13 protein-coding genes are annotated in these 12,329 nt (G+C 68.0%); 5 read left to right on the top strand and 8 right to left on the bottom strand.

Annotation, left to right across the window (positions count from 1 at the left end; translation table 11 throughout):
- Window positions 1-63: 63 nt before the first annotated feature.
- Both ACIOU8_RS10605 and ACIOU8_RS10600 read right to left on the bottom strand, forming a co-directional pair.
- Window positions 64-828 carry a LamB/YcsF family protein gene (locus tag ACIOU8_RS10605; RefSeq protein WP_400788984.1) on the bottom strand — a complete coding sequence of 255 codons (765 nt, stop codon included), beginning with the start codon at window positions 826-828 and terminating at the stop codon, window positions 64-66.
- Between the two features lie 4 nt (window positions 829-832).
- Window positions 833-2,110 carry an NRAMP family divalent metal transporter gene (locus ACIOU8_RS10600; RefSeq protein ID WP_400788981.1) on the bottom strand — a complete coding sequence of 426 codons (1,278 nt, stop codon included), beginning with the start codon at window positions 2,108-2,110 and terminating at the stop codon, window positions 833-835.
- A 174-nt stretch (window positions 2,111-2,284) separates the two neighbouring features.
- Here ACIOU8_RS10600 and ACIOU8_RS10595 point away from each other — a divergent pair, with 174 nt between their 5' ends.
- Window positions 2,285-2,941 (top strand): GntR family transcriptional regulator, encoded by a 657-nt coding sequence (locus ACIOU8_RS10595; protein WP_400788979.1) that lies wholly within the window; start codon window positions 2,285-2,287, stop codon window positions 2,939-2,941.
- A gap of 36 nt (window positions 2,942-2,977) precedes the next feature.
- On the opposite strand, the gene ACIOU8_RS10590 is transcribed toward ACIOU8_RS10595, so the two are convergent.
- Window positions 2,978-3,592, bottom strand: a complete 615-nt coding sequence (locus tag ACIOU8_RS10590; protein ID WP_400788976.1) for a TetR/AcrR family transcriptional regulator — start codon at window positions 3,590-3,592, stop codon at window positions 2,978-2,980.
- Between the two features lie 167 nt (window positions 3,593-3,759).
- Here ACIOU8_RS10590 and ACIOU8_RS10585 point away from each other — a divergent pair, with 167 nt between their 5' ends.
- The gene (locus tag ACIOU8_RS10585; RefSeq protein WP_400788973.1) at window positions 3,760-4,581 is read left to right on the top strand and encodes a DUF1266 domain-containing protein; all 822 of its coding nucleotides are present in this window, start codon (window positions 3,760-3,762) and stop codon (window positions 4,579-4,581) included.
- A gap of 95 nt (window positions 4,582-4,676) precedes the next feature.
- Here the strand turns inward: ACIOU8_RS10585 and ACIOU8_RS10580 are convergent, their stop codons facing one another.
- The 5 genes from ACIOU8_RS10580 to ACIOU8_RS10560 form a co-directional block, all read right to left on the bottom strand.
- Complete coding sequence (locus tag ACIOU8_RS10580; RefSeq protein WP_400788971.1) at window positions 4,677-5,672, bottom strand: LacI family DNA-binding transcriptional regulator; 996 nt, start codon at window positions 5,670-5,672, stop codon at window positions 4,677-4,679.
- A gap of 57 nt (window positions 5,673-5,729) precedes the next feature.
- Window positions 5,730-7,160 carry a GH1 family beta-glucosidase gene (locus tag ACIOU8_RS10575; protein WP_400788969.1) on the bottom strand — a complete coding sequence of 477 codons (1,431 nt, stop codon included), beginning with the start codon at window positions 7,158-7,160 and terminating at the stop codon, window positions 5,730-5,732.
- A 5-nt stretch (window positions 7,161-7,165) separates the two neighbouring features.
- Window positions 7,166-8,056 (bottom strand): carbohydrate ABC transporter permease, encoded by an 891-nt coding sequence (locus ACIOU8_RS10570; RefSeq protein WP_400788967.1) that lies wholly within the window; start codon window positions 8,054-8,056, stop codon window positions 7,166-7,168.
- Window positions 8,053-9,159: a carbohydrate ABC transporter permease gene (locus tag ACIOU8_RS10565; protein ID WP_400788965.1), complete on the bottom strand. Its 1,107-nt coding sequence runs from the start codon at window positions 9,157-9,159 to the stop codon at window positions 8,053-8,055. The genes ACIOU8_RS10570 and ACIOU8_RS10565 overlap by 4 nt, the downstream gene beginning before the upstream one ends.
- A 110-nt stretch (window positions 9,160-9,269) precedes the next feature.
- Window positions 9,270-10,577, bottom strand: a complete 1,308-nt coding sequence (locus ACIOU8_RS10560) for an ABC transporter substrate-binding protein (protein WP_400788962.1) — start codon at window positions 10,575-10,577, stop codon at window positions 9,270-9,272.
- Between the two features lie 167 nt (window positions 10,578-10,744).
- Between ACIOU8_RS10560 and ACIOU8_RS10555 the strand changes: the two genes are divergently transcribed.
- From ACIOU8_RS10555 to purQ, 3 genes are all read left to right on the top strand, one after another.
- Window positions 10,745-11,275, top strand: coding sequence for an adenine phosphoribosyltransferase (locus ACIOU8_RS10555; RefSeq protein WP_400788960.1), 531 nt, complete (start codon window positions 10,745-10,747; stop codon window positions 11,273-11,275).
- A gap of 81 nt (window positions 11,276-11,356) precedes the next feature.
- The gene (purS, locus tag ACIOU8_RS10550) at window positions 11,357-11,605 is read left to right on the top strand and encodes a phosphoribosylformylglycinamidine synthase subunit PurS (RefSeq protein WP_079112131.1); all 249 of its coding nucleotides are present in this window, start codon (window positions 11,357-11,359) and stop codon (window positions 11,603-11,605) included.
- Window positions 11,602-12,309, top strand: coding sequence for a phosphoribosylformylglycinamidine synthase subunit PurQ (gene purQ / locus ACIOU8_RS10545; protein WP_400788956.1), 708 nt, complete (start codon window positions 11,602-11,604; stop codon window positions 12,307-12,309). Before purS ends, purQ begins: the two co-directional genes overlap by 4 nt.
- The last annotated feature ends 20 nt before the right edge of the window (window positions 12,310-12,329 follow it).

Raw genomic sequence — 12,329 nt, 5'->3', positions numbered from 1 at the left:
CAGCTGGCGGCACCGGTGATCCGTGCATCGGCGAGCTGGAGGGCGGTCGAGAGAACTGTCATGTCAGACGCCCGCGAACGGCGCGATCGTGATGCCGGCGTCCTGCAGCATCCGCTTGGTCTCGGCCGCCATGGCCACCGAACCAGGACTGTCTCCGTGCACGCAGATCGACTGCGCGCTGACGGGCACGTCGGTGCCGTCGACCGCGCGGATCACTCCCTCGCCGGCCAGGCGCACCATGCGCTCGGCGACGACGGCGGGATCGTGCAGCACTGACCCCGGCTCAGTGCGCGAGACGAGCTGGCCGTCGGGCTGATACGCCCGATCGGCGAACGCCTCTGCCGCTGTCCGGAGCCCCGCCCGTTCGGCGACGTCGAGCACGACTCCTCCGGCCAGGCCCAGCAGCACGAGGCTCGGATCGATCGCGCGGATGGCCGCCACCACGTCCTTCGACTGCCGTTCGTCGCGCGCGATCGTGTTGTACAGCGCTCCGTGCGGCTTGACGTAGGCGACCCTGCCGCCGACTGCGGCGGCGAGACCGATCAGCGCCCCGAGCTGGTACTCGACGTGGGCCTGCAGCGTGGCCGAGTCGATCTCGACCTTCGTGCGACCGAAGTTCTCGTAGTCGCGGTAGCCGGGGTGCGCGCCGATCACGACGCCTCCCGCCACGGCACTCACGAGGGTCTCGCGGATGCCCTCCGGGCTGCCGGCGTGGAAGCCGCACGACACGTTCGCGCTCGTCACGAGTCGGAGCATGCTCTCGTCGTCGCTGACGATGCGGTCGGGGACGTTCTCGCCGAGGTCGGAGTTCAGGTCGATGGATGCCATGGGGTCACGCTCCGGTTCCGAGGAAGGCGAAGATGGGGCCGACCGAGACGATGCCCATGTACCAGGTGAGCAGCGTGACGACCGTGCCGGCGATGAGCAACCACATCGGGTACTTCTTCGTGCCGAGCAGGTCACGACGGAACCAGCCGATGTACATGAAGACCGTGAGGCCGATGGGCAGGATGAGCCCGTTGAACCCGCCGACGAAGACGAGGATCGCCGCCGGCGCCGTGCCGATCGACAGGTAGACGATCAGCGACACCACGATGAACGCGACGGTGGCCAGCTGCAGCGGCCAGCCGCCCCTGAGCTTCTTCGTGAAGGTCGAGAGGAAGGTGGCCGACGTGTATGCCGCTCCGATCACCGAGCTGATGGCCGCGGCCCAGAAGATCGCGCCGAAGAGGCGCAGCCCCGCATCGCCGAGCACGGCACCGAAGGCCTGTCCTGCGGGGTTCGCGGCCTGGCTCGACAGGTCGAGCGAGACGCCCGAGGCGACCACTCCGAGGATCGCGAGGAACAGCACGTAGCGCATGACGCCGGTGACGAGGATGCCGTTCGCCGCGGCGCGCATCACCGGGCCGGCCCTCTCCGGGCCGGTGTGACCGGAGTCGAGGTAGCGGTGGGCACCCGAGTACGTGATGTATCCGCCGACCGTTCCCCCGACGATCGTGGTGATGGTGGCGAAGTTGAGCTCATCAGGCACGAACGTCTGTCGCAGGGCCTCGCCGATCGGCGGTTGGGCGATCACGGCGACGATCACGGTCATCACGATCATGCCCAGGCCGAGCACGACCAGCACGATGTCCATCACCGGGCCGGCCTTCTTGATGAGGAAGATGATGATCGCGAGGGCCGCGGTGAGTGCGCCGCCGAGCTTGGGATCGATGCCGAGCAGGGCGTTCATGCCCAGTCCGCCACCCGCGATGTTGCCGATGTTGAAGGCCAGACCGCCGATGACGACGAGCACGGCGATCAGGTGGCCGGAGTAGGGGATGGCGCTGTTGGCGAGCTCTCCGGCGCGTTTGCCCGAGGAGGTGATCATGCGCCACACGTTCAGCTGCACCGCGATGTCGACGAGGATCGAGACGAGGATCGCGAACGCGAAGGCGGCTCCCATCGTCGCGGTGAACGTGGCCGTCTGCGTGATGAATCCGGGGCCGATGGCGCTGGTGGCCATCAGGAAGATCGCGCCGATCACGGCGCTGCGGCCTGCGCGTCTCTTGGCTCCGGCGAGGCGGACCTCGTCTTCTGCGGACAGCGGGGGTGCGGTGTTCTCTGACATTGCGGGGGATTTCCCATCGTCGTTGGTGGGTGTCGAGTGACACCCAGTGTAGAACGGAACGAACGTTATTGTTCAACAACTTTGTTTCGCCTGTGCTACGAAAGAGTTGCATTCGCATGTTGCGGCGGTTCCGTCCTCGAACGATCCGCCAGCTCTGCCGCCTACGATGAAGGCATGAACCAGCAGGGCATGCTCGCCGATGCGCTCCGTCAGCAGATCATCGACGGAGCCTTCGCCCCCGGTTCACGACTGTCGGAGTCGGCCATCGCCGAGCGCTTCGGCGTCGCACGGAACACGCTGCGCGAGGCGTTCCGGGCTCTCTCCGAGCAGGGACTGCTCGAGCATGTGCCGCACCGAGGCGTCTCTGTCGCCTCGCCGTCGATCGCCGACGTCATCGACATCTACCGCGCACGCCGGGTCATCGAATGCACGGCGCTCCTGCACTCCGAGCCCGAGCACCCCTCGGTGCAGCGCATGCAGCAGGCGGTGCGCGCCGCCGAGGCAGCCGCCGAGAACGCACTCCTCGACGACAGTGAGACCTGGCGCGCGGTGGGCAGCGCGAACATGGCGTTCCACGTCGCCCTGGTCGATCTCGCCGACAGCCCCCGCCTGGCCCGCACCTATCGCGACCTGGCGGCAGAGCTGAGGCTGGCGTTCCTGAAGATCGATGACCCCCGCTCGCTCCACGAGCCGTTCGTGCGCAAGAACCGCGCCGTGCTCGACACCTTCCTCACGCGAGGTGCACAGGAAGGTGCGGCCGAGCTCGAGCGCTACCTCGTGCAGTCGGAGCGCGTCGTGCTCGGTGCATTCGCCCGGATGCAGCTGGGCTGACACGGCCAGCGGTAGACGAGGGCTACCGCGGCGCGATCATTCCTCGTCGCGCAGAGCCCCGGTGGCCCTCGTCCTCGCGTCCGGATCGCGCGGGGCGAGCGTGAGCGGAAGCGGCGCCTCGGGCTCGGGCAGACCGTAGAGGCGGCGCACCCAGCGTCGCGCGTCTTCGAGCGGGTAGGTGTCGCCATAGACGGCGTACTTCATGAAGACGCCCTCGAGGGTGGTGCGCAGCATGATCTCCTCGAGCGGAGGATCCGCGGCCCCTCTCTCGCGGAAGATCGCGCGCACAGCGTTCTCCGACGCGATCGCCTGCTCTGCGAACCGTGTCTCCGCCTCGGCGAACATGCGGTGCGTGCCGGGTTGCTGCTGCATCGCGAAGACCGCCCGCTGCAACGGCAGCGCGAAGCCGGCGGACGCGAGCGCACCGTCGATGATCCCCGCGAGACGGGCATCAGCAGAACCCTCGACCTGAGGGAACGCGAAGAGCGCCTCGTACCAACGCTCGATCACCGCCGCGACGAGCTGCTCCTTGCCGCCGAAATGATAGCTGACCAGCCCCTGAGCGACCCCGGCACGCCGGGTGATCTCAGCGACGCTCGCGCCTGACACACCGCGCTGGGCGAACAACGTGATGGCGGACTCGAGGATCACTTCCCTCGCACGTTCCCGCGCGGCCCGGTTGTGTTCGTCTGAACGTGCCATTCGTGTCCCGCTCCCCAGCATCGGACGACTTCGATTTCTCCCACGGACGCTATATATTAGCCATTGAATAGCCGTTCAAGCTATGAATGACCCCAGCCCTCACCCTCAGGAGTGTGATGAGCACCACAGGATGGTTCGCGCGGCCCCAGAGGCTGGCGGCCTCCGAGCTCTTCTCCACCACCGACACCGAGGCGAACGAGATCGCGCTGGGCCTGCTGCAGATCAGCAGCCTGCCGTCCGGTGCATGGAACGACCCGACGGCCCCCGGCGTCGGAGTCGACGAGAAGGCGCTGCTCGCCGAGCAGTGGGGCATCCACGACCGCGCGGACTGGCTCGGCATGATCGAACACCTGACCACGGTGCGACGACGACGGCGTGCCTGGATGCTCCACCTCTCCGTCCGCAACGACCTGCACACAGCACTCGGGCGCGTGCCGACGGCGAACGAGTGGCTCGCCGCGATCGCTGCCGAGGGCGGAGATGAGCACGACGCGCGACCGTTCGCCCGCGGCATCGAGCACATCGAGCGGGAGGTGCGCAAGCGAGTCGGCAAAGAGGTCGTGACGCCCGACCTGTACGTCCGCACCCTCGACGCGTACGCACTCGGCCAGGCCGCGGCCATGTCGACCTGGGGTGTGGCGCTCGGGCACGCCGACGTCGCCGAGGCGCGCCGCATCATCCACCGGATCAGCGTCGACGCGCGGCCGTCATTCGTGTCGTGGGCCGACTTCGGCCTGAGCTACATCGCGGGACGCGTCATGCACTGGAGCGACGGCACCCTCGACGAGGACTCGTTCGAGAAGTACGGCGACGTCTGCGCCGACTTCGCGGCAGCAACGAGCGCCAAGCGTCACGGCCCGTGGGCGACACTGCCGTGGCAATCATCCATCGCCGTCGATCAGCGATCCCCCCGTCGGCACCAGTATCGGATCGGCTGAGCGCCCGAAGACCCACGGATGCGGATCGACCTGGAGGGGCGTATGGTCCGCATCCGTGTTCGGCCGTCGCGCTGGCCTGAGCCGCCGCCTGGCCGCTACGACGAGGCGCGCACCACCAGCTCGGTGGGCAGGATCGTCGTGTGCGCGGGGTCGCGCCCGGCGAGACGCGAGAGCAGCACTCCTGCCATCGCCTCTCCCTGCGCGTACATGGGCTGGCGCATAGTCGTCAGCTGTGGTTCGGTGCTCAGCGCGACCGACGAATCGTCGAACCCGACGAGAGCGACGTCTTCGGGGACACGGATGCCGGCGGAGCGGAGCGCGGTGAGAGCACCGCGGGCCATGAGATCGCTGGCGACGAAGATCGCGTCTGGGCGCCCCTCGGCGAGGATGCGGCGGGCGGCATCCGCTCCGCTGGCCTCGCTGTAGTCACCCGCCTCTTCGGCGAACGGCGAGAGCCCGGCATCGGCCAGCGCGCCGCGGAACCCCTGCACGCGGTCGACCGACGAGACCATCGTGATGGGGCCCGAGATCGTCGCGATGCGTGTGCGGCCCGTTTCGATCAGATGCTGTGTGGCCGTGCGGGCTCCGGCGACGTTGTCGACGTCGACCACGTAGTCGCCCTCGCGGATCCGCACGGGTCGTCCGCCCCAGACCACGGGCACGGCGTCGGCGACCCGGTCGATGAACGCATCGCTGGTGTGATGCGACACGATGAGCGCACCGTCGACACCGCCGTTGCGCACGAAGCTCGTCATCTTGTCGCCGGGGTCGTCGCTCGCGATGAGCAGGTTGAGCAGGTAGTCCGAGCCTCGGAGCGCCCCCGTGATGCCCGCGACGATCGACGCGAAGAACGGGTCGCCGAAGAAGCGCGTGGTGTCTTCGGGCACGATCAGTGCGATCGCGTGCGTCTGCCTCGAGGCGAGTGAGCGAGCCGCGCGGTTGGGCACGTAGCTCAGCTGCTCGATGGCGCGCTTCACCGACTCGAGAGCCTCAGGGCTCACCGCCGTCGAGCCGTTGACGACGCGCGACACCGTCGATCTCGACACCCCTGCGGCCGATGCCACCTCTTCGATGGTCGCTCGTGACGACACGGCTCTCCCCTCTGTCCGGCTGCGACGCCGGATGCTCTCGACTGCCGCCGCCCGGCGTCAGAGAGCGCGGGCGGCGATGATGCGAGCGTACTCCCGACCGGAGTCCTTCAGACTCCGCTCCTGGGTGTCGTAGTCGACGCGCACGATGCCGAAGCGCTTGTCGTAGCCCCACGCCCATTCGAAGTTGTCGAGCATCGACCAGTAGAAGAAGCCGCGCACATCGACTCCGTCATCCACTGCGTCGAGCACGGCCGCGAGGTGCAGCCGCAGGAACTCGGTGCGGTCGGCGTCGTGCACGCGGGTCTCTCCGTCTTCGACGACCGCGACGTCGTCGTAGGCGGCGCCGTTCTCGGTCATGTAGAGCACGGTGCCCGCGGGCTCGGCGTACTCGGTCCACACGCGCTGCAGCAGGCGGGTGAGACCCTCGGGCTGCACCTCCCAGTTCTGCGCTGTGCGGGGCAGTCCGCGCTCGACCGCGTAGATGCCGTCGCTCGACGGGTAGGGACTGCGGGCGGCCCGCCCGGTCGACGGCCCGCCGCTGACGGGCAGCTCAGCCGGCGCCGTGCCCGATACGAAGTCGCCGTGGTAGTAGTTCACGCCCTGGGTGTCGATGCGCTGCGAGATCGTCTCGAGGTCGCCGTCGTGCACGGCATCGACGAACCGCGCCACCGCGTCGGCATCCACCGCCCTGATGTCCCTGATGATGTCGTCCGGGTACACGCCGCGGTAGATCGGGTCGAGGAACCAGCGGTTGAACTGTCCGTCGACGCGGCGAGCTGCGTCGACGTCGGCGGGGTTCGCCGGATCCGCCGGGTCTGCGACGGTGTGGTTCAAAGTGATGCCGAGATTGAGGCGCGCATCCCGACCGCGCAGCTCGCGCACCGTCTCGCCGTGAGCGAGCAGCAGGTGGTGCGCCGAGAGCAGCCCCTCGGCGACGCTCGTGTGCCCGGGAGCGTGCTCGCCCCCGGTGTACGAGAGGAACGACGAGCACCACGGCTCGTTCAGAGTCGTCCACACGTTCACGCGGTCGCCCAGCGCGTCGTGCATCGTGCCCGCGTACTCGAGGAAGCGACCGACCGTGTCGCGGTTGGTCCAGCCGCCGGTCGCCTGCAGCGCCTGTGGCATGTCCCAGTGATACAGGGTCAGCCACGGCAGGATGTCGTTGGCGAGCAGCTCGTCGACGAGGCGCTCGTAGAAGTCGACGCCCTTCGCGTTGACCGCTCCGCCGTCAGGACGCACCCGCGACCACGAGGTCGAGAAACGGTAGGTCTGCAGACCGAGCTCTTTCATGAGCGCGACGTCCTGCGGGTATCGGTGATAGTGGTCGCACGCCACGTCGCCGTTGTCGCCGCCGATCACCGCACCGGGCTCGCGGCTGAAGGCGTCCCAGATCGACGCGGTGCGCCCGTCTTCGAAAGCGGCCCCCTCGATCTGGTACGCCGCTGTCGCGGCGCCGAACAGGAAGTTCTCGGGGAAGGCACGGGTCATAGGGGTCATCCTTTCACCGCGCCGGCCATGATGCCACTGACCAGCTGACGCCCTGCCACGACGAACAGGATGAGCAGGGGAAGGGTGGCGAGCACCGCGCCGGCGAGCACGATCGAGTAGTCGATGTAGTAGCCGGACTGCAGCTGGCTGAGCGCCGTCTGCAGAGTCGGGTTCTGCGGGGAGAGCACGATCAACGGCCACAGGTAGTCGGTCCACGCGGTCATGAAGGTGAAGAGCCCGAGGATCGCCATCGCTGGCCGAGCCGCCGGGAGGCCGACGGTGAGGAACGTGCGGAACTGATTCGCGCCGTCCATGCGCGCCGCCTCGATCAGCTCGTCGGGGATCACGTCGACGAGATACTGCCGCATGAAGAAGACCCCGAATGCGGTGACCAGGGTCGGCACGATGACCGCGCCGATCGATCCCGTCCAGCCGAGCTCGCGCATGAGCATGAACAACGGGATGATGCCCAGCTGCGTCGGGATCGCCATGGTCGCGATCACGAAGATCATCAGTCCGTCGCGGCCCTTGAAGCGCAGCTTGGCGAACGCGTACCCCGCGAGGGTCGAGAACGTCACGACCGAGATCGTGATGATGCCCGAGATAAGGAACGAGTTCCCCAGCGCCAGCCAGAACGGGATCGCATCGAACACCTTGGCGGCGTTCGTGAAGAAGTTGCCACCGGGGATGAGCGGCAGGGTCTCGCCACGGGTGGCGTTGGTGCCGCTCGCCACGACGACCGACCACCACAGCGGGTAGACGCTGCCGATGATGAAGGCGGCGAGCAGGCCGTAGGTGAGGAAGCCAGGGCGGCTGCCGATTCCGGCGTTGCCGCCGACGGCGCCGCGACGGCGGCGGATCTTCTCGGGGACGCTCAGCGCCTGGGTGGCGGTCATCGCGCGTTCTCCTCGGTCGTGGTGGCGATCGTCGTGCCGGCGGCGACGGCCGACGCGGCCGCGGTCGAGGCGGTGCGTGCGCGCCGACGCGCGGCGCGGTTCTTCGGGGCATCTCCGGTCGAGATCCTCCTCGAGATGAGGAAGTTGATGACTCCTATGCCGACGATGAGCAGGAACAGCAGGATCGCGACGGCGGATGCTTCGCCGAGGTCTCGACGGAAGAAGGCGAGCTCCCACAGGAACAGCACGGTCGTCTGGAACTGGCGATCGCTTCCGCCGATGCCGCCCGCGGTCGAGACGTCGAACAGGCGGGGCTCGGCGAAGATCTGCAGACCGCCGATCGTCGCGGTGATGATCACGAAGATCAGCGTCGGGCGGATCGTGGGGATCGTGATCGAGAAGAAGCGACGGGCCGCTCCCGCACCGTCGATCGCGGCGGACTCGTAGAGGTCTCGCGGCACGGCCTGCATCGCGGCGAGCAGGATGAGGGCGTTGTAGCCGGTCCAGCGGAAGTTGACCATCACGGCGATCGCCAGGTGCGAGAGCGCGGTGTCGTGCTTCCACTCCTGATCGGCGATGCCGATCAGGTTCAGCAGGTTGTTGGCGAGACCGTCGGCCTCGTTGAAGATGCTCGAGAAGATGATGGCGACCGCGACGGGCGTGACCACGAACGGGATGAGGATGCTCATGCGCCAGAAGGTGGGGGCCCGAAGGCCGCGGTCGAGCAGATAGGCGATCACCAGGGCGACCGCGAGCTGCGGGATGGCGGACAGCAGGAAGATGCTCAGGGTGTTGAAGATCGAGTTCCAGAACATCGCGTCGCCGAGGATCTCGACGAAGTTCCCGGCGCCGATGAACTCGCCCTGTCCCTTGAGCAGGTCCCACTCGTGCACGGCCACCCACACCGTGTAGAGCAGCGGGAAGAGTCCGACCAACCCGAACAGCAGGAAGAACGGCGAGATGTAGAAGTACGGGGAGGCGTTCTGGTCGAACCGTGAGAGGCGGTGCCGCCAGGGACGCCTGCCGGCGGCATCCGTCTTCGGGGTCTTCGCGTTCTTCGACGACGCGGTCGTCGTCTCTGAGCGCTCATGCGTGAGGGTCATGGCTCTTCCTTGGTCCTGGTCCGGGCTTCCGTGATGCTCCGGTCGCAGTTCGTGCCGCCCCAGTGAAGGCGACGCGGCACGAACTGCGACCGGAACGGATGCGGTCTGGGTCAGTCGACCAGCTCGTTCAGGAGCTTGACCGCGGCATCCCAAGCGCCCTGGGTGTCGGTCTCGCCGCGGTCGAGGCCGCTGAGGGCCGGACCGAAGACGTTCTCCTGGATCACCGAGTCGTCGGCGCCCTTGAACTGCGCGACGACGCCCTTCGCACGCTCGGCGAGGATGGCGCCGGTGGGTGCGTCGTTGAAGAACGCGTTCGGCGTCGCGTCCGAGGCGAGCGTCTCCTGCGCCTCGACGGTGGAGGGGAAGTTGCCCGCGGCTGCGGACTGCTTGACCTGCTGCTCGGGCTGCGTCAGCCAGTCGGCCAGGTCGGCCGCCGCTTCCTTGTGCGCGGAGCTCTCGGGGATCGACAGGAACGCACCACCCCAGTTGGCTGCTCCGCCGGGGAACACGTCGGCGAAGTCCCAGCCGGTCGCAGCGTCGCCGCCTCCGGCCTCGACCTGACCCTGCACGACGCCGAGCATCCAGCCGGGGCAGACGAACGTCGCGAAGGTGCCGTCGACGAACGACTTGCCGCCGTTCCAGTCCCACGCCGTCTGAGCGGCGGATTGACCGCCTTCGGTCGCGGTGCCGAGCAGTTCGAAGCGCTCTTTGAGTTCGGCGTTGTCCTCGACGTTCAGTTCGCCGTCGGTGGTGTAGTAGCCCTCATCGAGCTGGTTGACCATGGCGTTCCAGACGAATCCGGAGTGGTCGTACCAGGCCTTACCGGTCTTCGCCGTGTAGTCGGCGCCGACCGCGAAGTAGTTCTCCCAGTCGCCGTCGAGCAGCTCTGCGACCGACTCGCGGTCGCTGGGCAGACCGGCCGCTTCGAACGCGGCGCCGTTGTAGCAGATACCGCTCGGGCCGATGTCGGTGCCGTAGCCGATCACGCGGCCCTCGGCATCCGTCGCCTGTCCGTACTTCCAGTCGACCCAATCGGCCTTGCGGTCTTCGATGCCGTGGTCGCGCAGGTCGACGAAGGTGTCGGAGACGTCCATGATGGCGCCGAGCCAGCCCTCCTCGATCGCGACGACATCGCTCAGGCCCGAGCCTGCGGCGATCTTCGTGAAGGCGTCGGTGCGGGCGTTGCCGCCGGTGTCGATGTTGGTCGCCTCGATCGTGACGTTCGGGTTCGCTTCCTCGTATTCGTCGTAGAGGTCGTCGTAGCCGAAGGTGCCGAACGTGGTGACGGTCAGCGTGACCTTCTCGTCACCGGTTGCGCTGTCTCCGGAGTCGGAAGAGGCGCAGCCGGCGAGGGCCAGGGCGGAGACGGATGCGACGGCTGCTGTCGTCAGGATCCGCTTGCGGGCACGTGTGTTCACAGTTCACTCCTTTGTGGTGGGTCGTGCGTGGTGGTGCTGGTGGTGCTTCGGGGCGATGCGCGGGGGCTCCCGCGGTCATTCTGTGGGAGCGCTCCCATGCATTGATGAGAGACTCTATGGGAGCGCTCCCATAGAGTCAAGCCCCCACGTTGACGTACCCTTGACCGGTGCCAGACACCGAACTCTCCCCCGCCCTCGTCCGCGCCGAATCGCTGATCCGCAGCGTCCCGGACTACCCCGAGGCCGGAATCATCTTCCGCGACATCACGCCGCTGCTGGCCGACGCCGAGGCACTGAAGGCCACCACCGACGCGATCATCGCGCCGTTCGCGGGGCAGTTCGACGTGGTCGCCGGCATCGAGGCGCGCGGGTTCATCCTCGCCGGAGCGGCCGCGATCGCCGCCGGTGTGGGCCTCATCCCGATCCGCAAAGCAGGCAAGCTGCCTCGCCCCGCGGCATCCGTCGACTACTCCCTCGAGTACGGCACCGCGACCATCGAGATGCACGACGACCTGCCCGCCGGGTCGCGCGTGCTGCTGATCGACGATGTGCTCGCCACAGGTGGCACGCTCGCCGCCGGACGCGAGCTCGTCGAGCGCCTCGGCAGCCACGTCATCGGCATCTCCGTGCTGTTCGAGATCGACGGGCTGGGCGGGCGCGAGGCCATCGGCGACCTGCACACCGTCTTCCACGCCTGAGCTGCACGCACTCGCGTGAGGCTCCTTCCGCGAGCCGGTAGACTGATCACGCCCGTCCGCCCGCGACTTCCGGAGCCGTTCATGCCCACCATCGTCGTCGACGTCATGCCCAAGCCCGAACTGCTCGACCCGCAGGGGAAGGCCGTCTCCGGCGCATTCTCCCGGCTGGGCGTCGAGGGCTTCACCGATGTCCGCATCGGCAAGCGCTTCGAGCTCACCGTCGAGGGCGAGGTCACCGACGAGATCCTCGCCGAGGCCCGTCGCATCGCCGACGAGGTGCTCTCCAACTCCGTGATCGAAGACGTCGTGGGCATCGAGGTCGCCGAGTGACCACACGCATCGGCGTCATCACCTTCCCCGGCTCGCTCGACGACCGCGACGCGCAGCGCGCCGTCCGCATCGCCGGTGCCGAGCCCGTCGCCCTCTGGCACGGCTCGCACGACCTCGAAGGCGTCGATGCTCTCGTGCTGCCGGGTGGCTTCAGCTACGGAGACTACCTGCGCGCCGGGGCGATCGCGGCCCTGTCTCCGATCATGAGCGAGGTCAAGGACGCAGCCGCCAAGGGCATGCCGATCCTCGGCATCTGCAACGGCTTCCAGATGCTGGTCGAGGCGCACCTGCTGCCGGGCGGGTTGATCCGCAACGACCACCAGCACTTCGTGCGTCGCGATCAGAAGCTCATCGTCGAGAACTCCGACACGGCGTGGACGAACCGCTTCCGCACCGGCCAGGAGATCACGATCCCGCTGAAGAACGCCGACGGCGGCTACATCGCCGACGACGAGACGCTCGACCGTCTCGAGGGTGAGGGACTCGTGGCGTTCCGCTATGCGGGGGTCAACCCCAACGGGTCGCTGCGCGACATCGCCGGGCTCACCAACGAGGCGGGCAACGTCGTGGGGCTCATGCCGCACCCCGAGCATGCCACCGAGGCCGGCTTCGGCCCCGACACCTCGGCCGCCATGCGCTCGGGTCTCGACGGGCTCGACTTCTTCACGAGCGCGGTCGCCGCGGTCGCCCGCATCGCCGCGTAGGCTGCGGCACAGCGAGAGCA

The sequence above is a fragment of the Microbacterium sp. NPDC087589 genome, from assembly GCF_044743635.1.
GTDB lineage: Bacteria > Actinomycetota > Actinomycetes > Actinomycetales > Microbacteriaceae > Microbacterium.
This window is presented reverse-complemented; position numbering and strand designations above follow the sequence as displayed.